Annotated in this window: 22 protein-coding genes; 15 read left to right on the top strand and 7 right to left on the bottom strand. The window is 47.1% G+C overall.

Annotated elements, in window-relative coordinates:
* The first annotated feature begins 68 nt into the window (after window positions 1-68).
* From AC5JBY_RS15535 to AC5JBY_RS15525, 3 genes are all read left to right on the top strand, one after another.
* A complete protein-coding gene (locus AC5JBY_RS15535; RefSeq protein WP_495905526.1) occupies window positions 69-1,214 on the top strand; it encodes a bile acid:sodium symporter family protein in 1,146 nt (381 codons plus the stop codon).
* A 36-nt stretch (window positions 1,215-1,250) separates the two neighbouring features.
* On the top strand, window positions 1,251-2,195 hold the full coding sequence (locus AC5JBY_RS15530; protein WP_495905525.1) for an RraA family protein: 945 nt from the start codon (window positions 1,251-1,253) through the stop codon (window positions 2,193-2,195).
* A gap of 264 nt (window positions 2,196-2,459) precedes the next feature.
* Window positions 2,460-3,740, top strand: a complete 1,281-nt coding sequence (locus AC5JBY_RS15525; RefSeq protein WP_495905524.1) for a mandelate racemase/muconate lactonizing enzyme family protein — start codon at window positions 2,460-2,462, stop codon at window positions 3,738-3,740.
* 3 nt (window positions 3,741-3,743) lie between these two features.
* On the opposite strand, the gene AC5JBY_RS15520 is transcribed toward AC5JBY_RS15525, so the two are convergent.
* Window positions 3,744-5,963, bottom strand: coding sequence for a tetratricopeptide repeat-containing sensor histidine kinase (locus tag AC5JBY_RS15520; RefSeq protein ID WP_495905523.1), 2,220 nt, complete (start codon window positions 5,961-5,963; stop codon window positions 3,744-3,746).
* A 251-nt stretch (window positions 5,964-6,214) separates the two neighbouring features.
* Here AC5JBY_RS15520 and AC5JBY_RS15515 point away from each other — a divergent pair, with 251 nt between their 5' ends.
* From AC5JBY_RS15515 to AC5JBY_RS15465, 11 genes are all read left to right on the top strand, one after another.
* On the top strand, window positions 6,215-6,979 hold the full coding sequence (locus AC5JBY_RS15515) for an NAD(P)-binding domain-containing protein (protein ID WP_495905522.1): 765 nt from the start codon (window positions 6,215-6,217) through the stop codon (window positions 6,977-6,979).
* Window positions 6,980-7,179: 200 nt separating this feature from the next.
* Window positions 7,180-7,806 (top strand): hypothetical protein, encoded by a 627-nt coding sequence (locus AC5JBY_RS15510; protein ID WP_495905521.1) that lies wholly within the window; start codon window positions 7,180-7,182, stop codon window positions 7,804-7,806.
* Window positions 7,803-8,105, top strand: coding sequence for a winged helix-turn-helix domain-containing protein (locus tag AC5JBY_RS15505; protein WP_495905520.1), 303 nt, complete (start codon window positions 7,803-7,805; stop codon window positions 8,103-8,105). Before AC5JBY_RS15510 ends, AC5JBY_RS15505 begins: the two co-directional genes overlap by 4 nt.
* A 136-nt stretch (window positions 8,106-8,241) precedes the next feature.
* Entirely contained in the window at window positions 8,242-9,486 is a 1,245-nt protein-coding gene (locus tag AC5JBY_RS15500) for a hypothetical protein (protein ID WP_495905519.1), read from the top strand.
* A gap of 24 nt (window positions 9,487-9,510) precedes the next feature.
* Window positions 9,511-11,139, top strand: a complete 1,629-nt coding sequence (locus AC5JBY_RS15495) for a serine hydrolase domain-containing protein (RefSeq protein ID WP_495905518.1) — start codon at window positions 9,511-9,513, stop codon at window positions 11,137-11,139.
* A gap of 24 nt (window positions 11,140-11,163) precedes the next feature.
* Window positions 11,164-12,540 (top strand): B12-binding domain-containing radical SAM protein, encoded by a 1,377-nt coding sequence (locus AC5JBY_RS15490; RefSeq protein WP_495905517.1) that lies wholly within the window; start codon window positions 11,164-11,166, stop codon window positions 12,538-12,540.
* A 1,168-nt stretch (window positions 12,541-13,708) separates the two neighbouring features.
* Entirely contained in the window at window positions 13,709-15,853 is a 2,145-nt protein-coding gene (locus tag AC5JBY_RS15485; protein ID WP_495905516.1) for a cbb3-type cytochrome c oxidase subunit I, read from the top strand.
* Entirely contained in the window at window positions 15,831-16,844 is a 1,014-nt protein-coding gene (locus tag AC5JBY_RS15480; RefSeq protein ID WP_495905515.1) for a cbb3-type cytochrome c oxidase subunit II, read from the top strand. The genes AC5JBY_RS15485 and AC5JBY_RS15480 overlap by 23 nt, the downstream gene beginning before the upstream one ends.
* The gene (locus AC5JBY_RS15475) at window positions 16,841-17,101 is read left to right on the top strand and encodes a hypothetical protein (protein WP_495905514.1); all 261 of its coding nucleotides are present in this window, start codon (window positions 16,841-16,843) and stop codon (window positions 17,099-17,101) included. Before AC5JBY_RS15480 ends, AC5JBY_RS15475 begins: the two co-directional genes overlap by 4 nt.
* A 9-nt stretch (window positions 17,102-17,110) precedes the next feature.
* Complete coding sequence (locus AC5JBY_RS15470; protein WP_495905513.1) at window positions 17,111-17,515, top strand: cytochrome C; 405 nt, start codon at window positions 17,111-17,113, stop codon at window positions 17,513-17,515.
* Between the two features lie 582 nt (window positions 17,516-18,097).
* Window positions 18,098-18,982 (top strand): bestrophin family protein, encoded by an 885-nt coding sequence (locus AC5JBY_RS15465; RefSeq protein WP_495905512.1) that lies wholly within the window; start codon window positions 18,098-18,100, stop codon window positions 18,980-18,982.
* A 55-nt stretch (window positions 18,983-19,037) separates the two neighbouring features.
* Here the strand turns inward: AC5JBY_RS15465 and AC5JBY_RS15460 are convergent, their stop codons facing one another.
* The gene (locus AC5JBY_RS15460; protein ID WP_495905511.1) at window positions 19,038-20,105 is read right to left on the bottom strand and encodes a sensor histidine kinase; all 1,068 of its coding nucleotides are present in this window, start codon (window positions 20,103-20,105) and stop codon (window positions 19,038-19,040) included.
* Window positions 20,102-21,160 carry a sensor histidine kinase gene (locus AC5JBY_RS15455; RefSeq protein ID WP_495905510.1) on the bottom strand — a complete coding sequence of 353 codons (1,059 nt, stop codon included), beginning with the start codon at window positions 21,158-21,160 and terminating at the stop codon, window positions 20,102-20,104. Before AC5JBY_RS15455 ends, AC5JBY_RS15460 begins: the two co-directional genes overlap by 4 nt.
* A 172-nt stretch (window positions 21,161-21,332) precedes the next feature.
* On the opposite strand from AC5JBY_RS15455, the gene AC5JBY_RS15450 reads away from it, so the two are divergent.
* A complete protein-coding gene (locus AC5JBY_RS15450; RefSeq protein WP_495905509.1) occupies window positions 21,333-22,643 on the top strand; it encodes an amidohydrolase in 1,311 nt (436 codons plus the stop codon).
* 10 nt (window positions 22,644-22,653) lie between these two features.
* On the opposite strand, the gene AC5JBY_RS15445 is transcribed toward AC5JBY_RS15450, so the two are convergent.
* From AC5JBY_RS15445 to AC5JBY_RS15430, 4 genes are all read right to left on the bottom strand, one after another.
* Entirely contained in the window at window positions 22,654-23,706 is a 1,053-nt protein-coding gene (locus AC5JBY_RS15445) for a hypothetical protein (RefSeq protein WP_495905508.1), read from the bottom strand.
* 24 nt (window positions 23,707-23,730) lie between these two features.
* Window positions 23,731-24,129, bottom strand: a complete 399-nt coding sequence (locus AC5JBY_RS15440; RefSeq protein ID WP_495905507.1) for a VOC family protein — start codon at window positions 24,127-24,129, stop codon at window positions 23,731-23,733.
* 147 nt (window positions 24,130-24,276) lie between these two features.
* The gene (locus AC5JBY_RS15435) at window positions 24,277-25,491 is read right to left on the bottom strand and encodes a hypothetical protein (protein ID WP_495905506.1); all 1,215 of its coding nucleotides are present in this window, start codon (window positions 25,489-25,491) and stop codon (window positions 24,277-24,279) included.
* A gap of 214 nt (window positions 25,492-25,705) precedes the next feature.
* A complete protein-coding gene (locus tag AC5JBY_RS15430) occupies window positions 25,706-26,707 on the bottom strand; it encodes an NAD(P)-dependent alcohol dehydrogenase (protein WP_495905505.1) in 1,002 nt (333 codons plus the stop codon).
* Window positions 26,708-26,781 lie beyond the last annotated feature (74 nt).

The following is a 26,781-nucleotide window of genomic DNA, read 5'->3' as shown; positions in this document are numbered from 1 at the left end:
TGAGACCGACAAAGTAACATTGACAGATTATCAGAAGAACCTAATCCTTCTACTAAACGAATTGCCAAATGAAGCGTTCAACCTTTTTTTATCTTGGAGCGGCGGCCTGCCTGATTGCTTACGCCGTGCTGGTGGTGCAACAGCAGCACGATTGGGGCGGCTGGATATTACTCCTGTTCTTTTTCAGCCTGGCGATGGCCTTCCGGGAACACCGGCTATTGAAAGGACTTTCCTATACACTCATGATCATGGCAGTGGTAAGCCTCGCGATGTATTACCCGCAGTACTTCAAAACCTATCGCGGCTTCAAGCTATCGGAACTCATCATTCCTTTGCTGCAGATCATCATGTTTGGCATGGGAACTGAGCTAAGCCTGAAGGACTTTGCCAACGTGTTGCGTATGCCCAAAGGCATCATTGTAGGTGTAGTATGTCACTATATTATTATGCCTCTGGTAGGATTCGGGATTGCCAACCTGTTCAATTTCCCGCCTGAAATAGCAGCGGGGATCATCCTCGTAGGCTGCTGTCCCAGCGGACTGGCCTCCAATGTGATGTGTTACCTCGCCAAAGGTAATCTTGCCTTATCGGTTTCAGTAACTACCATCTCGACCATCGTAGCACCTTTCTTAACGCCACTGCTCATGCGCCTGTTGGGCGGCAGCTTTATAGACATTGATTTCTGGGGCATGGTATGGGATATTACCAAGATCGTGATCATCCCGGTAACAGCCGGGCTGGCATTTCACTACCTCATCCACGGCAAAATGAAATGGCTCGACAAAGCCATGCCGTTGGTATCCATGGCTGGCATCGGCATCATCCTCACCATCATTACTGCAGCAGGCAGGGATAACCTGATTAAGGTTGGCGCGCTGTTGATCATTGCTACCGTCCTGCACAATGTATTGGGTTATTTCATGGGCTATTGGTCTGCCCGCATACTGCGCTTTCATGAACGCGATTGCCGCACCATTGCCCTCGAAGTAGGAATGCAAAATGCGGGGCTCGCTTCAGGATTGGCACTGGCGATGGGCAAGCTGTCCACTGCCGGGTTAGCACCCGCCATCTTTGGCCCTGTCATGAACATCAGTGGTTCTTCGCTGGCCAGTTGGTGGCATAATCACCCGCCGGGGGAAACAAGTCAAGAGTCAGGAGTTCAGGGTCAAGAGTTGGGAAGCGGAGGCAAGGAGAAACAACTTTCATCTCAATAGATCATGCTTTAGCCCAAACAATATAAACATCTGCATATGCAACTTATAAAAAGAATACTGTTCTTACTCACCATCACAATGATTGGTGAGTACACTGCTGCACAGGAAGTGCAGATCAGCAGAGAGGAACTGATCGCATTAACACCGGAATGGAAAGGCGAACGTTTCCCTGATGGGAGACCCAAAGTGCCGGATAGAATACTGGAACGTATGAAGCAAGTGAGCGTGGAAGAAGCCTGGGCCGTGATGAAGAATGCCGGCTATGGCTACCAGGTAGCCGAAAGCTGGCAGGTGATCAATCCTGACAGTGTATTGGTAGGAAGAGCCGTCACCGCGATGTTCATGCCTGCCCGTCCCGATGTGTGGAAAGCCATCGACACCGTTGGTAAGAAAAAAGGAAAACGCGGACAGAACACCTGGCCCGTAGACCTGCTGGTAAAAGGCGATGTGTATGTAGCCGATCAGTTTGGCGCGCACAGGAATGGCCCTACCATTGGCGACAATGTGGGCAATGCCATCTATGCCCGCACAGGCAATGGCATCGTGTACGATGGCGCATTGCGCGATGTGGAAGGATTGAAAGAAATAGGCGGCTTCACTTCTTACTACACCAGTTATGATCCATCCTATCACAATCCTCCCGGAGACCTGAACACCATGATCGTTGGCATTAACCGGCCGACCCGTATTCGAACGGTTACGGTGATGCCGGGCGATGTAGTACTCGGCAAGCTGGGCGTGGTGGTATTTGTTCCTCCACATCTGGCTGAGAAAGTTTGTACTACTTCGGAGATCGTTCGCCTGCGTGATATGTTTGGCCACCAAAGACTTCGCGAAGGGAAGTACACAGCGGGCCAGATCGATACAAGGTGGACGGATGAGATTGAAAAGGACTTTTCCAAATGGATTAATGATCATATCAATGAGTTGCCGGTGCCAAAGGAGACTATTCAACAGTTTTTGAAAGACAGGACTTGGTAAGGCGTAGTTTCTTTGCTCTTTACTTTTTTGCTTACGCAAGGGTTTCGCGCTGCACGCGCGGGGGTGTTGTTACTTTCTTTGCCTTGATGCAAAGAAAGTAACCAAAGAAAAATCAAGTCAGGCCCGATCGCTCCGCGCGGCCTGACGGGCTAACGCCTCTCCAAGGTAAAACATACCTTGCTTGATACGAACACCAAATCACTTCAAATGTGACATTCGTTAAGTATATACACATACGTAGATAACAATAAAAAACAAGATACTATGAGTAACATACATTCAAGAAGATCATTTATCAATAAAGCAGCTATTGCAGCGGCGATGACGCCGTTGGCGTCGCTATCTACCTTTGGCAGGGAATATGAGCAGGCGGTAGACCGGACGCCTAAAGTTTCTCCTCCCTCTGATCTGAAGATCACGGATGTGAAGTGTGGTTATATACGGGGCAGTTTGTTTGTAAAGATCTACAGCAACCAAGATATCTGGGGGTGCGGCGAAGGCGTAGATGCCATTCCCGGCACCTACCACCTCGTCAAGAATTTCGGGCAACGCATCAAAGGCAAGAACCCCCTGAACGTTCATCGGTTGTTTGAAGACATCCGTAAGTCGGGCTTCTTCCAGGGCGCCCAATCGGGTATGTATGTAGCGGTATTGTCGGCTATAGAATCCGCGCTGTGGGACCTGGCAGGCAAAGCCCTCAAATTACCGGTGTATCAATTACTCGGTGGTAAGTTTCGCGACAAAGTACGTGTGTATTGTGATACTGCTTTGTACCAGCGCAACCTGCCCAAACCTTCAGACTTTGCCGAGGCAGCGAAGAAAGCCAAGCAGATGGGCTTCAACGCCATCAAGTTTGATCTTGACCAGGCCACCGACCCCAACAAATATGACTGGTACAACTGGACGGCCAGCCCCGCAGAGTTACAACGCATGTACGATCAACTGGCCGCTGCCCGCGAAGCAGTAGGCCCCAACGTCGACATCTGTGCAGACATGCACGGCCGTTATGATGCCGTAACCGGCCAAAGCATTGCCAAGAGACTGGAACCACTCAACCTGATGTGGTTGGAAGAACCCATACCCGCTGAAAATGTAGAAGCCTACAAACTGATCACGGAGTCGACCAGCACGCCCATCTGCGCCGGCGAAAACCACTACCTCGCCTACGGCTTCCGGCGCTTGCTTGAGATAGGCGCCGTAGATATTGTGATGCCGGACCTGCAGAAATGCGGTGGACTTGGTGAAGGACAACGGATTGCCAACCTGGCCAATCTATACTATGTGCCTTTCGCCCCACACATGGTGGCTTCTTTCCTCGGTGCGATGGCTTGCGCACATGTGTGCGCATCCGTTCCCAACTTTATGATCATGGAATGGCAGTCTTATTTTCATACAGACCCCATGTTTAAAGATATCGTGACGTATGATGGAGAATGGGTGAAAGATAGCTTTGTTACCGTATCTGACAAACCGGGCATCGGCGTGGAGATCAATGAAGCCGGCATGAAGAAGTATGCTATTCCTGGTGTCCCATTTTTTGAATAGCAGCTACAGCTTTGTTTTCACTTTGCTGGTCCTGTGCACAGAAATACCAGATAGGATAACCTTTAATCCATTTTCATTGATCACTTGCACCTGGGCTTCCAATTGTTCGCTCAACCCTTTTATCAGTTGGAAGCCCAGGGTCGTGGCAGTATCCAGATTGAAGTCTTTACCGAGTCCTGTTCCATTATCGGCAATGATCAATTCATACTTATCGGTCCCGGTGGGTTGCAGGCTGATATCAATCTCTCCATGCTGATCGCTCTTAAATGCATATTTCATGGAATTGGTCACCGCTTCATTGATGATAAGACCCAATGGAACAGCATCTTCCACGTAAAAGACCACTGAATGATCCATATTTATATTGACATGCATATTGTGCTGCCTGCCAAAACAATCTTTTAAATAAGCAACGAGTTCCGGAATGTAGCCCGCCATGTCTACTGTCTTTGCATCATCATCCGCCTGATAAAGCTTTTGATGGATCAGGGACATCGAAAAAATGCGGGTTTGGGAATTGCGGATCGCATCGAGTGCATCATCATGTAAATAAGCCGATTGAAACTCCAGCAGGTTCATGATCGTATGCAGGTTGTTCTTAACGCGGTGATGCATTTCTTTCAGCAGCCAGCTTTTATCCTTTACCAATTGCTGTAGTAATTCATTCTTATGGGTGATCACCTTGTTTGACTTCAGCTTTGCCCTGAATAACCAGAAGAGCAACGCTATAATGACTGCCAGCAAGGATAAAATAACAATAGTGACTGTCCTTATCAGTTCAGCTCTCTGACGGAGAAATTGGATGTTGTCTTCTTTTATCCGTAGGTCTGCTTCCTTTTTCTGTGTCTGGTATTGTACTTCCAGTTCCTGTGTAAGTCTTGCTTTGTTTACAGCAAACATGGAATCGGAGATGGTCTTGCTTTTCAGGAGGTAATCATAAGCCTGTCCATGATTACCCAATGCAGCCTCGGAACGGGATATGTAAAGGAAGCCATTGGCCAAAATGGGTTCGCTGACCCAGCTTTTTTCTGCTTCTTTAAGCACGTCGAGCGCTTTTTGATGCTCATTGGACTGATTATACAGGATACCCAGGTTGAGAGATACGCCAGCTGTCGGCGTTTTAGCTGACTTGCCATAACGTATTGACTCCAGGTAGTTGTTTTCCGCCAGTTTAAACTGCTTCATCTCCCTGTATACATTTGCCAGTATTAAATGGTAATAGCTTCTATCGTAATCGGATTGTATCGGACATTGTTGTTTGAACTTTTGCATGAAAGATAATATCTCTTCCACAGGTTTTACTTTTCTTAAGTTGTTGCAATAAGTATTTGCTATGGCGTACATACCTAAAAAAGGCCTGTACTTTTGGGGATCGGCAACGAGTTTTCCAAAATACAGTACAGCCTGCTCTGTTTTTTCCTGCAATGAAAAGAGGTTACCCAGGTTCATGTATACAAGGGAAAGGTCTGCATCACTACTGCTCGTGTTCAATGCTTTTTCTGCATTTATCCCATAGCTGGTCGCCTTGTAGAAATTACCCTGATCGGAATAGGTCCTGCTCAGCCAGCTCAATACACGTGCCTTAGCCGAGAAGCCGGCACTATCCACATAGTTCAGCAGGAACAGGTATTGTTTTTCGGCGAGGTCATGAAACTTTTGATCGCTATATCCTCTTCCGATGGACTCCACCAATAGCGCCGTTTCAGCCCGCAGCATCTTTAGCTTTAATGCCAGCTTCATGGCAGCCTGTGCACTCAATACTGCGGAGTCGAGAAAGGAATGTCCACCGGGTGCAAACGGCTGGGTATGCATATCGAACTTGCCCAGGCAAATCAGCATCTTAAGCCGGTTACTATCGTTCAATATCGGTAGTATTTTTTTAGCAGCAGGCATATTCTTTTGCTCCATATATAGCATAGAGGTCAACAGTAAGGACTCATTGCTAAAAGAGGCATGTTTTATTTGCGTGCTGTAATCAGCGGCCTGCTGCGCATACAGCATACCGCTGTCCAGATCGGCCTTGTTTTCGCCATCTTTATATAAATGGCCATAGCCAACCTTCAATAGCAGCTCTGCTCTTTGAGGGCCATCGGGCGTGTTTTTCAACTGCCCCACGAGGCCGGGGATCTCAGTTGCAATAACGATCCTCTCCCCCTCGATATACTGGGTATAACCCACCGAGAAAAAACTTACCATTGTGGTAAATAGTATAAGGATTTTCATCTCGCTTATGTTTGTAAATGACCCGGGGAAAAATAAAGGCAGGATTATATAAGACCGGTAAATGTAATAATGACAATTATTGGACGTCAAATATAACGCATTATGCCGACAAGCGGTGCAAGGCCCATCCTCCCCCACTCAGCCCGTTAATTGACGGGTGTTTTTCGCCAGTATCGGTAAAACATACAGTCCCTTTTCTCTTTAATTTCGTGTAGCCGCTAATTGGCCATTCACTATACAAGTCATTAAGCATGAAGTTAGGTTTTATCGGTACGGGCAACATTGCATCGGCAGTTATTGAAGGGTTTTGTACTGCTGGCTTAGAAGAGCTGACCGTTTATGTATCGCCCCGGAATGAAGCACAATCGAAGCAACTCGCCGACAAATACGCCTGTGTCACCAGGATGGAAAGCAATCAAGCAGTAGTGGACCAGGCGGATATTGTTTTCATTGCCGTTCGTCCATTGGTAGCTGAAGCGGTTATACGTGAGCTGCAATTCAGGAAAGATCATACCGTGGTTTCTTTTGTGCCCTTTTTAAAGCTGGCTGCGCTCACGGATGCTATTGCGCCTGCCAGCGTTGCCTGCCGGGCTATCCCCTTGCCTTCTGTGGCGGTGCATCAATGTCCCATTCCTATCCTGGCTTCAACGCCAGCCATTACACAATTATTCAGCCATATCGGTCAACCGCTGGAAGTACATGATGAGCAACAATTGGTTGCCTTGTGGACGCTTACCGGCCTCATCACTCCCTTTTATGATATGCTGCTTACACTCAGCAACTGGACCGTAGCGAAAGGTGTTCCTGCGCCAACAGCCAATGCGTATATCGCCAATATGTACCAGGCTTTATCCTACATGGCACAGCAAGCCTCGCCCATCGACTTCCAGGAACTGAGCAGGCATGCTGCCACGCCCAAGGGCATGAACGAACAGGCAGGCAGAGAGATCAGGGAAAACGGTGCGCATGAACAGTATGCATTAGCTTCCGACCGTTTGCTGGAAAGATTTAAATGAAGCTGTGAGCTTTGAGCTGCAAGCCGGGTGAGCCGCCCCGGCAACGCTCAATATCCTGCGGCAGGGCGACCCACCCTTAGACCAGTCTTCTGAAGCTTCCGGAAGGCAAGCCCGTGGTAACATTTAAGGGGCATTATTTTTTGGTAAGTGTTGCTTAATTTGAATTTATGTATTAGCTTTGAACCACAAAGTGCTTTTAGATGAAAGAAGAACAAGATTATATCCAGGATATAGCGGAGATGCGCTCGATGATGGAACGCTCTTCGAAGTTCCTGTCGCTCTCGGGCCTTGCAGGTGTGATGGCGGGTATTTATGCACTGGCAGGCGCCTTCATCGTTTATAAGGTATTTCACTTCAATCCCGATCAGCTTGCTTACGATAGCCAGCCGGAGGGTCTTTTACCTGCCGGCCTGTTGCCTGTTATTTTTGTGGCGCTCGGCGTATTGGTGCTGGCCATTGGTACGGCTATTTTTCTTTCTTCGAAAAAGGCGCATAAAAGGCAGGAAAAGTTCTGGAACTCTACCACCAAACGGCTCCTGTATCATATGGCAGTGCCCCTTGTTGCGGGCGGGTTGTTGGTACTTATCCTGATCGCCAAAGGGTTTATTGGTTTGATCGCTCCGTGTACTTTATTATTTTACGGCCTGGCTTTGTATAATGCCAGTAAGTTCACGTATGAAGAGGTAAAAAGCCTGGGGCTGATCAATATTGTATTGGGCCTGGCCGGTTGTTACTTTGTACAATATGGCTTATTGTGCTGGGCGATAGGTTTTGGGCTGGTCCATATTATTTATGGCATTTATATGCATTACAGGTACGAAAGATGAAATTATTAATCGATGGTTTGGTCAAGGCATTTGAACACAGAACGAGGCTCGGCATCATGTCGGTGCTGGCGGTCAATGACATGCTCGACTTCAATTCGCTGAAGGACTATTTCGACATCGGTGACGGCAATCTGGCCAACCATCTTAAAGCGCTGGAAAAGGAAGAATACATTGGGGTTAAGAAAACATTTATCGGCAAAAAGCCTAATACTAAATATTTCATGACGAAGGCTGGTAAAAAAGCTTTTGATCATCATTTGAAGACTTTGGAATTGATCCTTAAATCGAGGAAGCCATGAGTCGGCAATCGGCAGTCGACAGTCGGCAATGGAGCGACGTACAGGCTCTATTTTTTTTGCCTTTACACTTTGAAGCACAAAGTTCTTTTTAAACAAATAATGCACAGTAATCCTAACCAACTTATAACTACGCAATATGAAAGAAGCAATATTATCCAACCTCGACAATCCGGTGCAGCTTGAACAGTTGTACAGGACCGACAAGCCCGCTTTTAAGCGGTCCTTCGATGCGCTGTATCCTCAACTAAAGGATACCAGCATTGGCGGCTTTTGGTATGCACGTTTAAACTATACTAAGGAGGATATTTCCTGGGGCAGTGGCAAAGACCTGGTATTTGTGGTCATTGCTGCACTCATTTCAGGGCTGATCGCGAAATTGCCGGCCATCCTATCCATCAACGAAGAAGCTTTCTATACGAGGAATGCCGGCTTCATCATCTTTCCTGCATTGGCGGCCTACTTTATCTGGAAAAACAAACTGTCGCTCAATCATATTGCCGTTGTCGTTGGCACTATTCTCGTAAGCGTGCTTTTTATCAACTTCCTTCCCGGCAACCTACAAAGTGATACCCTGCTTTTGTCGTGTATGCATTTGCCGGTATTGTTGTGGGCCGCCACTGGCTTCGCTTTCGTTGGCGGGCAACGCCATCCTATCGAAAAAAGGTTAGGTTATCTAAGTTATAACGGCGACCTCGTAGTAATGACTACTCTTATTCTGATCGCGGGCGGTATATTGACCGGTGTGACTATTGGTCTTTTTAACCTGATCGGATTCAGGATTGAAGATCTTTATTTCCAGTATGTAGTCATAGTAGGTTTGCCTGCCGCGCCCATTCTCGGCACTTATCTTATCCGATCCAATCCACAACTGGTGGGCAAGGTTTCACCAGTGATTGCGCGCATATTCAGTCCGTTGGTATTGGTGATGCTCGTGATCTATCTCGGCGCCATCATTTATTCGGGGAAAGACCCTTATAACGATCGTGACTTTCTACTGATCTTCAATGTGCTGCTGATCGGCGTGATGGCCATCATCTTCTTCTCTGTTGCTGAGGCCTCCAAGAAGGAAAACAACCGTACTGAAACCCTGGTACTTTTCCTGCTATCTGTTGTCACCATTGTTGTCAATGGTATCGCGCTATCGGCCATTCTGTTCCGTATATCCGCGGGTGGTATTACTCCCAACCGGGCAGCGGTACTGGGCAGCAATGTATTGATCCTGATAAACCTCTTGCTGGTTACTGTACAGCTGTTCAAGGTTGTTTCCAGGAAAACCGACATCAATGCTGTTGGAAAAGTAATTGCGTGGTTCCTACCTGTTTACTGTTTATGGGCCGCCATCGTGGCCTTTCTGTTCCCTTTCTTATTTGGTCATCAATAATATCATCTACTAATTAGTATAGCCATGAAAATAGCTTCCTTTGTTATCGCCCTGTTTCCCTGTATGACAGTTATTGCGCAGGACAAAACCAGTGATATCGACAAAGTATTCAGCTGGGCTTCGCCTACCGCGCCCGGCTGCGCCTGCACGGTTTATCAAAACGGAAAGCTGATCGCCCACCGTGCTTATGGATCGGCAGACCTGGAACGCGCCGTTCCGATCACTACATCCAGTGTATTCGATGCAGGCTCCTTGAGAAAGCAGTTTATTGCTGCCGCCGTGTTGTTGCTGGTTGAAGAAAAGCGGCTCGCGCTTACGGATGATATCCGCAAGTATATCAAAGAGCTGCCGGATTATGGTCACAAGATCACTATCGACAACCTGCTGACGCATACTTCCGGCATCCGCGACTGGACCGGTATGCAGCAACTGGCCAAGGACAATCCTGATGCGCTGACGCTGGCCTTCCGCCAACGGGGACTCAATTTCGTGCCTGGTGAAGAATGGGCTTATTCAAACAGTGGTTATGCATTGGCCAAAGAGATCGTGGCGCGCGTGAGTGGTGTGCCTTTCGCTGAATTTACCCGCAAGCGTTTGTTTGAGCCTCTTGGCATGCAATCGACCAGTTTCCGTGAAGACCTTCGTGCACCAATCAAGGACCGTGCGCTTGCTTATAACAAGATCGATGGTCAGTGGAAGGTGGCTATGTTGCTCGACAATGACCGTGGTGGTGGCGGCGCTTTGTTTACCACAGCGGCAGACCTTGCGCTCTGGAATGAAGGGCTGACGGGTAACAAACTGGGGCGCTTCGTATCTGCCAAACTGCAGGAGCCTGCGCGGCTCAACAATGGGCGGGTGCTTAGCTATGGCCGTGGCCTGATGCTGGATACTTTTCGTGGCACTCCTGAGATATGGCACAGCGGTAGTGCCGAGGGTTATAAATCATGGCTGGGCCGCTATCCTGCGTATGGTATTTCCATCGGGATCATGTGTAATTCCGGTGATGGCACTGACCGGCGGTCTTTTGCACGCCGCATCTTCAACGTGCTTGTTCCCGACACCGCCGGCTCACAACCAGAGTTCAATCCATTGCCGCCGCTTGCCAATGTAGAGGGACTGGACGTGAACAGTAAGGCGGGCTTGTATTTCAATGAAAAGACCGGCGAGGCTTTGCGGCTGGTGACCTTCCAAGGCAGGCTGCGTGTAGACAACGGCCCGGGCTTTGTGGCCGAAAGCAAGGAGCGTTTCAAGCGTTGGGGTGCGGTCATATCGTTTATGTCGCAGGACGCCTTTGCATTGAATTTCCTATCACCGGATGAGTTTGAATTGCAATCTATGGAGGGGGCTATTACACGTTATCGGCGTGCACAGCCGTACTCACCTACTCCAACGGACCTATCGGCTTTTGCGGGCCGGTATGAGAGTACTGAAATAGGATCGGTATTCCAGGTGGCCCCCGCAGCAAGTGGTATCGAAGTGAGCCTTGGGCATGATCCGGACAGAAAGATACCTTTCAAGGCAGTGGCGCCTGATACGTTCCAGGCGAGCCAGATCTTTATTCATTTCGTGCGGGACAAGCAGGGTAAGGTCATTGCTTTCGAGTTTACCAATCCTTTGGTGCGTAAAATACCATTCACTCGTCTTGCTCAATAAATAGCTCCCCAAAAAACAAGTGTTATGAAGATCGATATTATCATCGCTTATATGCAGCGGTATGAGTTTGGCCATGAAAAAGATTTTGTGCCACCTATTACCGGTATTCATCTTGCTGCGTTGACGCCCGCGGAGCATACGGTGCGGGTGATCCATCAACAGGTGGAGCCTATTGATTTCAACACAGATGCCGACCTGATCGCCATTTCGTTCTTTAGTGGATTTGCTCCGGCTGCGTTTACATTGGCGCGGGAGTTTCATAAAAGACGTAAAACGGTGATTGCCGGTGGCCCTCATGTTACTTACAATATTGAAGAGTCATTAACACATTTCGATGCCATTGTGACCGGCGAGGCAGAGTCTGTGTGGAAGCAGTTGCTGGCCGATTTTTGTGATGGGAAGCTGCGGCCTGTTTACAAAGGTGAGCCCACCGACCTGCAGGATATTCCCACGCCACGATTTGACCTGCTGCCTAATAAGTTCTTCATCAAGAAAGTGATCCAGGCTACGCGGGGATGTCCCTTCACTTGTTCATTCTGTACTGTTCCTTCTCTCAATCCAGGTTTCCGGTTGCGGCCGGTGGATGATGTGATCCGGGATGCTTCTTATAACAACTTCAAGTATTGGTGGCAGCGAAAGGTGGTGTGGTTTTGGGATGATAACTTAACGATCAACCGGAAATACATCAGAGAGCTGTTGGTAAAAATGAAAGCGCTGAAGGTGTGGTGGCTTACGCAAGCCAGTATGGATATTGCCAAAGATGAGGAATTGCTGCAGCTGATGAAAGAGTCGGGTTGTATTGGTGTATTCTTTGGGATCGAGTCGTTTGGCAAGGAATCGCTGGCTGATGCCAATAAGAAGCAAAACAAAATAGAGAATTATAAGAAGGCGGTTGCCGCGGTACATAAGAAAGGGATTGCCGTGATGGCCGGGTTTATATCGGGCTTTGATCATGACACGAAGGAAAGTATCGAGGAAATGGCTGACAGGCTGATGGACATTGGTGTGGATGTGCCCTTCTTAAGTATCATGACGCCTTTTCAAGGTACTCCCATTCGTACTACATTCGAAAGGGAAGGAAGAATTTTACAAGACAGGGATTGGAGTTTTTATAATGGGTATAATGTGGCTTTTGTGCCTAAGAATTTAACGCCGGATGCATTGCTGGAAGCGCACAGGAATTTATGGAAGCGGGCGTTTTCTTTTCCGTATGCCGTTAAACGGATCATTAGAAGCTTTTTCAAATTAAGACTGGGTGCTTTTTACCTGTCGCTGTTTATGAATGGGTTTTATTGTTACAAGCGAACGAAGGGTAATTACCCGATCGATATGAGTAAAAGGAAAACAGTACCAGTGTTACCCATATCCGATCACTGGCATAAGGTGGCCAAAGGGATTTGATACCCCGAAACAGATTGCCTACAGTACCGCCTGAACTTTTGCTTACAGTAAGGGGCACCCACTGCCCTGCCCTTTTTTGCAAATTGCATCACTTTTACCCTTTCGTGCTATTAGTACGTACTATCTACGGCTGATCTACGTACTATCTATGTACCATCCACGTACTATCTATGGCGTATCCTCTTCTCATTTTCCTTTTTCACTCCTCTTCTCTTCCCTTTTCCGGAATTTTTCCCATTTCTATTCTGTTGTCCGTCTCTAATAGCAAGCGTCGAATATACAATGCCGGTAATGCGATTTCCAAATTATTTTTTGCATGACATGGGATGAAATGGGATGGTTTCGGAAGGAATGGGATAAAACAGGAATCAATTTATCCCATTCTATCCGGTTTCATCCGAAACCTGGTCAAATAAATTTGGAAACGGGTATCGCGATGTTGTACGTTTGTCTGGAGCAGCAAGTCATGATTCGCTTTCTTTAAAAAAGTTCATTCGTACCGATACTGTAATTCATAAACTGGTAATTGATCAATGCCTGTTTGGGATTCAGTAAAAGTGTGATGAACGATGTGCAGCATTTATCTTCAGTTGTTTCTGCTGGCCACGGCCAACTCTATATATTGTTGCGCATTTTAGCCGGGAAGACGGGAAGGCGTTATCCGCCGTCTTCTACTAACTTTCTACTTATTCAGGATGACGCAAACAGCACCGGCAACGGCAGTACACTGCTACCTCGCCCACACTCCGGTAATCGTTGTTCAGTAGTTGTTTTAAGTAGTAGCTCATTGTTGTGAGCAAACTATTGACATGCTTCTGTTCAACAGCCAGCCAGGATGCTTCCTGCAATCTTTGGTGGTTTTGCCGGGGTCCCCGTTTCAGCAGGAACTCCGTTGCCGGGTTGAGTCTGTGCCGGGAAGACGGAAAGTTGGGAAGGATAAAATCAAGGTTTTATTTTTCCTGCTTTCCGGCGTCCTGGTTTGTATCCTGTAGCTAAGATATTAAGTCCACTTTCCATATTAAGAATATACAACGAAAGCCGCTATCGCTACCTTGACTTTACTTTCCTGATCATTCAACTTTGTAGCAATGATTCCAAGGTGAGCCTCCCCGCTGCCCGGCAAAGCAGCGCTCAGGGAAACTCACCTTAGTTCACCTACCCCTTTTGTATGATCATCCTAACTATTTTACCGAAACGTTTACTATCTGCTACCATCATCCTGCTGGCAACGTCGACGGCTATGGGCCAAACAGCACAGCCCAAACAGGTTAGCAATGCAGTAAGCCATAACTGGCTGTTATTCGCCTGTTTTATTGCTCTCGCCATGTTGGCGGCGGCTCTATTCCTGCTGCTGCGTATACAATCTTCCTTAACCAAGCTCAAAGAAAAAGCGGACGCTGATCATCCGGGCATCTTTAAACGTTACTTCAATCGCTTCAGCAGTGCACAAATAGACGACATCCTGCAAAGTGAGCAGAAAAAGAATACTTTACCGGTATGGATCACCATCGCTTTGTTGCTGGCATCCGGTGGAACGCATGCACAAGATGCCGGTGGCTCGCTTACGGACCAACCGGGTATCCTTATCACCATCGTATTGATCATGATCCCGCTATTCGTTGGTCTTCTGCTGATGATCGTGAAGGCGGCCCGCCTTTTCCGCCGACAGCAGGACCAGCATAATATCCGGGAAGGGAAGCAGCTTGCTGCTCATCTTCAATCAATGGATGAACAGGTGTTGCACGAACAGCTGGTGCAAAGGAAAGCGGCGCTCGATTTTCATCTTACCAATCACGAGCTTTCGGGGATGGAAACTGTGTTGGATAAAAAGGGGTTGATCTCCGAAACGGGCACTGAAGAAACAATCCCTTTCGTGGCGGTTAAAAAGAAAGCAATCAAACGGCCAGACATCACTCCCGAACTGGCCCGGCTCATCATTTGGTATTTGTGCTGCGCAGCTTTTTGGCTGGTGCTTGGTACTACGGCCGGTGAGTACCTGGGCATCAAGTTCGTGTCGCCGGACATCGATCACACCAGCTGGCTAAGTTTTGGCCGTCTGCGCCCCGTGCATACGAATATGGTATTCTGGGGCTGGTCGTCGCTGGCTATGCTGGGTCTGGGGCATTACATTGTACCCATGGTGAGTAATACTAAACTGTACAGTATTAAAGTTGGTTGGTATGCACTGGCGCTCATCAATGGGGCAGTTATAGCTGGCAGTTTATGCCTCATGGCCGGGATCAACAATGGTGGTGGTGAATACCGTGAATATGTCTGGCCGGTGATGTTGTTGTTTGCAGCGGGGCTTGTGCTGACGCTTCATAACTTTTTGCAGACTATTGCGCGACGCACTACCAAAGAAATTTACATTTCGAATTGGTATATCGTGGCGGCCATTATGTTTGCGCTGGTGATCACGTTGGTGGCTTACCTGCCCTGGTGGCAGGATGGACTGGGTGAAACGATCGTGCAGGGTTATTATATGCACCAGGGTGTAGGCATGTGGTTTATGTTGTTTACGCTTGGTATCGTTTATTATTTCCTGCCGCAGCAATTGAATAAGCCTATTTATTCTTATAGTCTTGGTATTCTTGCTTTCTGGGCGCAGATCTTTTTTTATACGGTTATCGGCACGCATCACTTTGTATTCAGCTCTATTCCGTGGTGGCTGCAAACGACTGCTATCGTTGGCAGTATTGGTATGATCATACCGGTGTGTGCAGGGTTCACCAATTTCCTGCTCACTTTCAAAGGGGCCTGGCACAAGCTGGCTGGCAGCTATACGCTTCCTTTCTTTCTTACCGGGGTTGTATTTTATGTTACCGGCTCTTTGCAGGGTACGGCAGAGGCCTTCCGGTTTACCAACCTGTTGTGGCATTTTACTGACTTCACGGTAGCTCATTCGCACCTGACGATGTATGGCATCATTGCTTTCTTCGCGTGGGGTTCCATCTACGCGGTGCTTCCCCGGCTGACGGGACGTGAAGCACCGCAAATTACCATTGGCGCCCATTTCTGGCTGGCGCTTATCGGTGTGCTGTTCTATACCATCCCGCTTATGTATGGCAGCACCTTGCGGGGTATTATGTGGATGGAAAAGAAGCCTTTTATAGAGAGTGTGGTGTTGATGGCTCCTTATTGGTTATGGCGGGCCATCGGCGGCAGCCTTATGTGGGCCTCGCATTTATTCTTTGCCTGGAATGTATATAAGATGCTGGCGCCTTCGAAAGTAGCCGACATCAACGAAACGGCTATTCAACAATTAAAGGCAGTTTATCAACCAACGACTAATGGAACTCTTCAACAATCATAAAAAGCTTTTCGGTACTGCGCTTGTTCTATTCCTTGCACTGACGTTGCTGGTAGCCATTCTGCCGGCGTTCAACAATCAACGCAACAATGCTGTGTTGCCAGGTTACGAACGGCTGAGTGCGAGTGCAGCCAAAGGACGTCAGGTATTCATCGCCAATGGCTGTGTGGCCTGTCATACGCAGCAGGTGCGTAATGTGGAGATGGACAGGGCGTGGGGATCGCGGCCCAGTATGGCGGCGGACTATGCGCCTATTCACCGGACGGATATCTGGCGCAACACGGCCACGCTGATGGGTACAGAACGCACGGGGCCTGATCTTACCAATATAGGCATGCGACAGCCCTCAGTTGAGTGGCAGCTTACGCATTTATATAATCCCCGCCTGCTATCGCCCGCTTCCATTATGCCAGCTTATCCGTTTTTGTTTCGTATAAAAAAAGATCCTGCACCGGGTGAGGTAATCGTGCATGTAGCAGAAGGCATGTTGGCTGAAGGATACCAGGTAGTGGCCAACCCGGAAGCGCTTCAACTGGTGGATTATCTGTTGTCGCTAAAGCAAACGACTGTGCCGGATGGCAAGCCGACACCGGCTTTCCTGTATCAGAAGGCTGCTGCAGCCGGCAAGGCCGATAATACGGTTTCTGTCGATGGCGGAGAATTATACGTTGCCAATTGCCAGGCTTGTCATCAACCGAATGGTGAAGGACTGAAGGGTGCTTTTCCTCCTTTGAAAGGCAGCCCCATCGTGCTGGACGAAAATCCTGAATTGTTCGTGGACATCATCATGAATGGTTACACCGGCCGTATGAAGGAGGGATACGGAGCGATGCCTGCGGTTGGCACTAATAATAAATTGAGTGTTGAAGAGGTAACTGCCATCATCAACCATGAGAAAACAAGCTGGGGTAACAGCGCCAAGAAAGTGACCACAGAGGAGATACAAAAGATCATGAACAATATTGCCACGTCCACTAAAACACCCAAACCATGAAGAAGCGTCTTTGTCTGCTGTTGTTGTGCAGCCTTTACCAGGTCTACGTGTTTGCCTGCGATGCCTGTCAAAAGCAGCAGCCGGCCATTACCCGTGCTGTATCGCATGGCGGCAGGCCCGACAGTGAATGGGACTATCTCATTGTTGGTATAGTGGCCGTGCTGGTATTGCTCACGTTGTTCTTTTCAATCAAATGGCTTATTAGGCCGGGCGAACGCTCTGAACAGCATATCAAGCATCTTATCATTAATTCTTAACCCGACCATATGGAAGACCATAGCAGTATATTGATCTTTATCGACGATGAGCCATTGCCCATCGCCAACTTCAGCACACCGGTGCACCTGGAGCTGGATACGCGTAAGCTGGTAGATGGCGAGCATGTCCTGAAGATCGTGAGCCGTGATCCTACCGGCAAGGAAGGCGTTCGCAAGATCCCTTTCGAGGTTCGTAATGGTCCTGCGATCAGCATCGAGGGGATCAAAGAAAACGCTGTGATAGATGGTGTGGTGCCGCTTATGATCAACGCTTACAGCAAGGGCGATCAGACGCGGTTTCTTATTGCCGGCAGTGAAACGCCGCAGAGTATTCCATCCTGGTTGTGGGTGCTTGTGCTGGGCGTGGTGGTGTGGGGCTTATATTATTTTATTGCGTATATCTCGGGGTCGTGAGTATAAATCATAGAGGCTGCCTCTAATGAGACAACCTCTATGCAGGCTACATAAGGCGCCTGTTTGGGGGTATTGGATTTAAAAACGGAGCATACATGTCCTTCATGCGGCACACCCTTATATCTTGAAATAATAAATAGCTTACTGCTTAACACGGCTACAACATGTGACTGACCCAGGAGATATGAGCGCTTACAGTTCAGGGGAAGTTCTTAATCGAGAGAAGTTGCTTGTTCAATCAGTGCAAATCTATTGCCAAAGTTGTCTTTTTTGCCATGCCACTCTTATTTATAGCGTGTATACGTTTGTTTTTGACGTTCATCAACCTTGTTATGTACTAAGGGGTATAATCTTACGGAAACAAATATCTTATTTATGTGGTCATCTTTCACCATTACGTTTATGCGCTTTCTACATTAAACACGATATCACTACATTCAGTACAATCGTGCTATATCGTAATTCTACCAGACAGACATCGTAAAAGCCACATCAAGAACCAATGAAGTGGAATGTTCAACAAGGCGGTAATGGCATGGATATTTTATTCAAATTTGTTGGTGAACAACAAATTATCCGGCTATGCTACTAAATAAGCGCATTTCAATCCTTGATTTCATCAACATCATCTGGGCTGATCTGATCGTCATCAGTTTTTACGCAATTGCCGTGGGGCTGGCTGACGAAACTGATCTTGTAAAGGGTGTCACTGTACCCATCCCCATTACCTCTGCGTTGGGAACTGCGGTGGTGCTTTTGCTTGCATTCAGGACGAATCAATCGTACGAGCGTTGGTGGGAAGCGAGGGTAATCTGGGGTGCGATTGTGAATGATTCTCGGACATTGATCAGGCAATTTCAGTCTTTCCGTTCAAAGGATGCGCCCGACGCAGCCTTGAAGGACCTGACTGAGCGCCAAATCGTATGGTGCTATGCGCTTGGTGAAAGTTTGAGAAAGCTGCCGTTTTCAGATAAAGTTTCTACTTACCTGCAATCGCACCAGGTAGAGATGGATAACATCCCTAATGCTTTGCTTTCGCTGCATAGCCAGCAAATACGGGAGGCGTATGAGGATCAACATATCAACAGTTATCAACAGGTACAACTGGATACAACGGTGGCGCGGCTTACCGATGCTATGGGAAAATGTGAACGCATCAAGAATACGGTTTTCCCCAAATCCTATAGTCTGCTGATCCATTTTGTCATCTATGTTTTTGCCACCTTATTGCCGTTTGGTTTGAACAATGAAAAACTGGTTGTGGAGATCGGGTTGACGATCGTTATCCCTGCTGTATTTATCTCTATTGAAAGAACCTCCATCCTGATGCAGGACCCTTTTGAAAACAGGCCTCTCGACACGCCTATGACTGCCCTGGCAGAGACCATCGAAATGAATTTAAGGCAAATGACCGGGGATAAACGTCCCTTCAAGAAAACGGAGCCAGACAGTTATTATCAGTTGTGAGTTAGTTTATAAGCTGGAAAGTTGATATGTTGAAAAGGAAAACGCTTGTGCGGGTTCAGGGTGATACTTTCTGCAGGTGAAGCAAACCAAGTGATTCATCGAGGAGGGGTAAGATCACGGTAAATTCTTTATGGTCCTGCATAATGATAATGTTCTCCTGCTGCAGCAGTTCGTATTTCAACCGTATATTCCTGAGCCCCATCTTGCTGCTGGGGACATTGACCAGCCGGCGCTGTAAGTTATTGGTGAGTACCAGGCGACCTTCACGAATGTAGATGTGAATGGTGAGGGGTTGTGACCTGGATACGATGTTATGCTTTACTGCATTTTCCAGTAATAATTGCAGGCTCAGGGATGGCAGCAGCCAGTTGTCATAATGCGGATCGGTTTCTACCTGCAGGCGAATACCCTCTCCATAACGGGTTTGCAATAGTTGGTAATAGGAATGTACAAAGCGCAGCTCACTGGCCAGGGTGCTGAGGCCCGTTTCATTGTTCTTTAGCAGGTAGCGATATACTTTGCTCAGCTCATTCAAAAACCGATCGGCTCTTCGCTTGTCTTCGTGGATGAGGGATGACAGGGTATTAAAGCAATTGAATAAGAAATGTGGATTGACCTGGTTCTTCAATGAGTCGAACTCTTCGCGGAAGGTGGTTTGCCTCAATACTTCTTTTTCTTCTTCTGCTGCTTTGTACCTCGCTATTGCATACTCGGCTTCGTAGAGTGTTTCAAACAGGATATTGACGGAAATGGTCAATACCGCACCGCTCCAAATATCTGATGCCTGAAAATGGTATCCTTGTATATGCAGCAAGCTGTAAATCGTGAGTACGATCGAGACACCGCTGATCATAGAGATCAGACAAATCAATATTTTGAATCGTATGCGTGCCCAGGTCTGGTCCAGTCCGGGGTATTTTCTTTCTACTTTTGCAGTGGCGTTTATCCGCGCATAGAAAGAAAAGAAGCCGAGCACAAATATCAGGGGAAACGACACCAGCCATATTTCCCACTCACTCCATAATCTTTCGCGGAACAATATCTGGTTGATGCCGACATCAATAACCGGCATGGACAGGAGGAAAGAATATATTTTGAGTTTGGGTATTGCCTTTATCTTCATGGCTGTCCCTCCTTTCCGGCGTCGAACAAAGGGAGGGTAATGATCCGCTCTTTGTCGTTGTCTTTTATTTCGATCTTTGCCTGGTGAAACAACTGGTATCTCGTTACAAGCGTATCGATGCCCGATTCTATGTCCCTGTCCTCACTCCTATGCTTTGGCTGTACATTGTTGCGCACAGTGATACCGCCTGCTGCCGTACTTATTTCTATGTGAAGGGGTTGTTCTTTTGCCATCACATTTTGGGTGAAGGCATTTTCCACGATGGTTTGCAAGGTTAATGATGGGAGCCAGCGGTCCCATTGATGTTTGTCGACATCGATGACGATCTGCAATGCATCGCCGTATCTTGTTTTGAGCAGGTAATAATAGGATGCCATGAACCGGAGCTCGGCGCTCAACCTCACCATCTCTCCTTCTTCATTGCGGAGCATGTAGCGGTATACTTTGCTCATTTCGTCGAGGAACTTTTCTGCTTTCTCTTCATCTTCCTCTATGAGACTGGACAGGGAATTGAGACTATTGAACAGAAAGTGGGGATTTACCTGGCTTTTGAGTCCCTGTATCCTGTTTTGACGCGCAGCCTTGCTCAACTGCTCGTTTTCTTTCATCTTATGTTTCCATATCTCATAGCGGGCTATGCCTTCCTGGACGAAGGTGATGAAAATGACAAAGATGGCGGTGCCTATGAAGGCCCAAACAAAGGAGCTCTGGTTGAATGTATATTGGTAAAGCGGCACTTGCCCGTAGCCTTTGAACAACGCCAGGAGGAACACAATGGTAAGCGCCATGAAGATGGCTATCATAACGAGCATCCGGGCTCCTATACCTTCCTCGGACTTGTAGCGTTGGCGCAACCAAACGCCAATGACGCAATAGAGGGTGAACCCTACTGAAAAATCGGTGGCTGCCAGCGCAGTGGCCGAAAGGAACACGCGGTAGTCGGTGAAGTATTTAATGCCCAGTGTAATGGTGTTGATGCTCAGCGTAAAGGGCCCAACACACAATGCCAGTACGAAGTAATCTTTTCCACTATATCGAGGTAGTTTCCAAGCCATATTGCCCGCTCGCGTTACAAATTAAAGCCAATTGTCGCTATTTGGCCTCCTTATGGATGAATTGATGATTTTGTGTGATGAATTGTTGATTTCTCCGATGGATTGAGCACAAATCATCTTATTTGTGCAAATAAGCATTACATGTTATTTTTATCGACTTAATCAGTAGACTGTGAAGCAATCTCTCTTTTTGTTTTTATTCGCATTGCCCGTATTTGTGTTTGGCCAGGATGCTGCGCTCAACCGGTTGGTTGATCAGGTGGAAGGTAAGGTTATTGCCTGGCGAAGGGATATTCATGAACACCCTGAACTGGGTAACCGGGAAGTACGTACTGCCGACCTGGTGGCGAAGCATCTCCGGTCATTGGGGCTGGAAGTGCGTACCGGTGTTGCCAAGACCGGCGCAGTGGGTATCCTGAAGGGTGGTTTGCCCGGGCCAGTGATCGCTCTTCGCGCCGATATGGATGCGCTTCCTGTAACAGAAAATACCAACCTTCCTTTTGCTTCGCATGTAAAGGCTATTTATAATGGCCAGGAAACCGGCGTGATGCATGCCTGTGGTCATGATGCGCATACAGCGATCATGATGGGTGTGGCGGAAGTGCTGGCAAGTATGAAGAAGCAGGTGCGTGGCACCATCAAGTTCATTTTTCAACCTGCCGAAGAGGGCGCTCCTGCCGGTGAAGAGGGTGGCGCCAAACTGATGATCAAGGAAGGGGTAATGGATAACCCAAAAGTGGAAGCGGTGTTTGGTCTGCACATGGCGGCCCTGACGGAGACCGGCAAGATCACTTACCGCCCTGCGGGCACGATGGCCAGCGCCTGTGATATGAAGATCACCGTGACCGGGAAGTCTTCACACGGCGCTTTTCCCTGGGGCTCTGTTGATCCCATCACGGTTGCTGCGCAAATTGTGGTGAACCTGCAAACTATTGTGAGCCGCAATCTTAATGTGACAGAAAACGCCGGTGTGGTAACGATCGGCAGCATCAATGGCGGCAACCGCTATAATATTATACCGGAAAAGGTGGAAATGATGGGCACTGTTCGTGCGCTAAGTCCGGAAGATGAAAAGATGATCTATGATAAGATCAGGCTGATCGCTACCAAAACAGCTGAAGCGAATGGCGCCGTGGCCACGGTGGAACTGCCGTATACGATCTACAATCCTGTCAACTTCAACAATATTGAACTTACCAACAAGATGCTTCCTTCTTTAAGGAAAGCGGCTGGCGATACGAATGTTGTTTTTGTACCTGCACAAACTATTGGAGAGGATTTTGCGTGGCTGGCACAGGAGGCGCCCGGCCTGTTCATTTTCCTGGGCGCTTTACCTAAAGGGACCGATCCGCGGAAAGCTGCGCCGCATCATACAGCTGGGTTCCTGATAGATGAAAGTAGTTTTAAGCTTGGTGTACGTGCTTTGGTGTCACTTGCGCTGGATTATCCCGCTACGCAACAATCATCTGTGCGAGGTAAGTAATAAATGTGGATCACATTTTTATGCTGCGGGCTGTTGCTTTGAATTTATCGAGCCATTTTCCGCTTTCGCTATCAGAACATAAAAACATCACCGCTTTTGTGTCCTTATGAATAATGACGTGGTAGAGGGTAGCCTTGTCGCCACCAGCATCCTTCGCCTGCAAAATGACCTCATAAGCGGGATTGCCATTGATAGTAATGTCCTGCCGGGTTACCTTGCTGATATCAACTCCCTGTGCATCGTAGTCGGAGATAAGGGTATCAAGAATTTCTTTGGCTTTTGCGAAAGTGGGTGCTTTTATTTCAGAGAACTGAAACCCTGGTAACGCGTCCCGCCCTGCTCTGCTCTTATTCAAATCCTCTTTACCATTGGGGGTATAGAAATATACATTTTTCGCAAACATTAAATATTTAAAGCCCGTTATGCTCTCGTCGAATTTAAAGTAAGCCAAATCCAACGGGTCAAGGTCAAGAGCCTTTTCATAATAGGATGAACTAAATATCTTATTTAGTTCATCTATCGCTCTTTTATCGGAGGTCTGACAAGTACCTGTCAGCATTACCACAAAGTCCTTATCACCAAACGCTAATACTATCTTGGTTTCGCCGGCGGTAGTGGATGGTCCTACATAATAGGTCGCCTCATATTCATTGTATTTAACTGACTGGTAGATATCTATTTTAGTGCCTTTTTTTTCCAGGGCTTCTTTTGTGAGCTTGCTTTTCATTTCAGGAAAATTTGCACCGGGGGCTTCAAGCACACGTAAATAAGTGTTACTGTCTCTTTGCATGCGCATCATGCTTTCTACCGGTTGATAGTTGTCGGGCGTGACAACAAAGACTCTTGTACCTTTTACTCTTTTAAACTTCTCCGATTTGACAACCTGGATATTGTCGGGGAATTTTTCCTGCCCATTACTGCTTATTGATAAGAGGGAAAAAAAGGTAAGGGCAATGGCGCATGTAAGTAGTCTCATAAAATCAAGGCTTGGATATGCTGTAACTAAACGGATAAAAGGCCGCAAAATTGCGCTTATACCGTCAGCATTCAGGCAGGCCGCCACGGGCGGCTTTTGAATATTACAATCTTATTTAAGGCGTCCGAAGTAGAGCAAATAACCATCAGCGTCCTTCACCTCAAAGCCTCTCAGACCATCGTCATTGTCTCCCAGCGAGGTAAAGAACTCAACATTACGCGATGCGTATTCTGCTGCCAGGGCATCCGGGTCGGGGACATACAGGTAGGCGTCCCAGCGGGCAATGCCTTGTTTGATATCGCGTGTATAGTTTGGGACAGGCTCTACTCCTATTGCCTTCATCATGATCATTGCCGCTCCGCGTTGTACGATGCCGAAGAAGATATCATCTTCAGAAGGCCCCTGAAAGGTGATCTCGAACCCGAGCTTGTCGCGGTAAAATGCCAGCGCTACGGGAACGTCCCTGACGATGAAGAATGGCGAAATGCCGGCGATGGCTGTTGGGGTCATGTGTATGGGGTTGAAACTCAGCTTCTGTAACGAAGTTAACAAGTATTATTATCAGCACCATGAATAACAAATAAATCATAAAGTATACAAGCAATAAATGCCTATATACTTTATGTTCAACAAATACCATTAAGCCATGAAATTTATTTAAGGGGCATTAAAATTACAAGTGGATGTATAATTATGAGGGGCAACCATCGGACTATTAAACCAGCACGTGATCTTCATAGTGCTTGAATATTGCATCATCAACTGAGCCTTTCTTTTGTCAGTAGAAATGGATATTGCTCGATTCGTAATAGTGCAATCGGTCTCAGTACAAGCAGGCGACTGCCCTCCTTTTATGGCAGCGCCTTCGCAGGTAAATTCCTTAAACTTCCAAATGTCTCCTTCTTTTTCGAGTATTCCTGTTGCAGTAATTGAATATGTCCAGTTATACCACAACAAATTGTTTCTGCTAAAATTAGGCCACTCGAAAAAACATGTTTTGGTTAGTTTTCCTGAAACAGGATCAATACTTTCCGTTAGACAGTTAACAGCACCTGGATTGCTGCTTGCCTCTGAAGTGAACTGTGCATTCTCATCAGGAATGCAACAATCTATCGGGGGATCTTCGCCACCACCACCATCACCCGGAGGACAAAAGCCCTGGTTCATAGGATCACAGGGAGCATTATCTGTACAATATGTTCCTAAATACGTTTCCGTTTGATTGACCAATATTCCGTCCACATAATAAGAAATGACGAGGTAATAGGCTGTACATTTCGCATCTGGCTGTCCCGGCACCTGCTTCGTAATAGAAGAAGGCTTTGTTGTATGTCTTCCATAAGAAGAAATCTTCCCATCCGAAAAGCCCATAGAGTATATAAACCTACCTCCTACACTCAAGAATTTAACCTCGCCATCCAACTCTACCGGTTTGTTGTTATAGATATTATGGAATGTATTTTCCGGGACTTGGGATTGTGGCGTTTTTGGTTTAAAGAAGACCATTTTAGCATTTTCAATGTTCTCTGTTTTATCCAATGCCAGTACGAGGTTGGATATGATCTCCCGGTCTACATTTTTTTCTACTTTGAACGCTTCCTTAATAGGAATGATTAACAGGTCTTTATTACCGTTCAGTTTTTCAAACCTGTGTTGTGTGTAATCAAGGTTTTGTTTCAGTAGTTCAATATTGGCGCTTTCAGCTGTGGGGACTGTTGCTTTTTGTTTATCTAACCAGGTTTCTACCTTTTCAATGATCTGTTCTGTTTTTTCAACATCGGACATTGATCCGGCAGATCTTTTTTGACAGGAATTAAAGAGCAGCATTGCAGTGAATACAACTGCAATGCACAGCATGATTTTGTGTCTCATTTTAGTTAATAAGGTTCGTTAGGAATAAAGCTTAATGGTATTAATATCAACTACTACGAATAACGACTTAAATCATGAACAAGCCAAGCACAAACTATTAAGTGAGTGGTTTAAAGCAGCAAGTGTGCTGTATTGGCTTATAAGTGTGCAGGTGAAGAGATCACATAAAACCCTGACTGAACAATAAAACAAGGCAAGAGATTGTTTGGTTGGTTTAATGTTCCAAGACAAGCCTTGCCGGAGTATTCTGGCTTTTCAGTATGTCTATTGCCTTCTCCATGTCAGTAAATGGCATCACGTCAATCATGCATTCAACATTATGCTTTGCTGCAAAGGCTAACATATCCGTCATGTCTTTGCGGCTGCCCACATAGTTGCCATAAATCGTACGCTGTGCATAATCATACAATAAGCCAACGCTGATCGATTGTTTTTGTAAAGGTGAGGCTACCAAACCCAATTTCCCCTGGGGTTTTAACAATCTTAAATAAGTGTCTATATCGAATCCTACGTTCAACGTAGAGAGGATGAAGTCAAATTGTTTATGCAGTCCTGATAAATCTTGCTCACTGGAGCTATCCACGTATGTGCCCCCGGCCTGTTCGATCATTTCTTTCTTCCCGGGGGAATGAGAAAGTGCAGACACCGTATGGCCCATCCTGGTCAGGAATTGTATGGCCAGCAAGCCAAGTCCTCCCACGCCCAATACTCCTACCCTTGCCTTGCCCTGCAAGTTGGCCTTAGTGATCGCAGTATATACGGTGAGCCCTGAAGACATCAGCGGGGTCGCTTTTGCGGAATCGAGGTTTGCCGGAAGCTTAAATACAAACCTGCTATCGGTGATAATGTGTTCGGCCAAACCGCCATAACAGTTCACGGCTATCACTTTCTGATCTGCACAAAACTGTTCGTTGCCCGATTTACAGGACTCACACTCAAAGCAAGCTTCCTGCTGGTAACCAATACCCACCCGATCGCCTACTTTCAAATCAGTAACATTGGGGCCTATTTCTTCTACTATCCCAACGATCTCATGTCCTGTGACCACCGGGAAATTCGTGTCGCCCCAATCATCATTCATGAATTGGATATCGCCCCTGGCGATACTGCAGTGGCTGATCTTAACGAGTGCATCGTTTTTGCCAACTTCTTTTTCGTAGTAGAAGGGTTCGGGCCTTCCTCCTTTTTCTTTAACGCCGTAGGCTTTGATCTTCATGGCAACTTAAATTGTTATATGAAGGTGCTAACAGAATTTGACTTTGCCGGGGGGTATATGCGGCTATTTACGGG

It is taken from the genome of Paraflavitalea sp. (assembly GCF_059502485.1).
The sequence above is the reverse complement of the archived record's forward strand: the minus strand, read 5'-3'. Positions and strand labels throughout refer to the sequence as shown.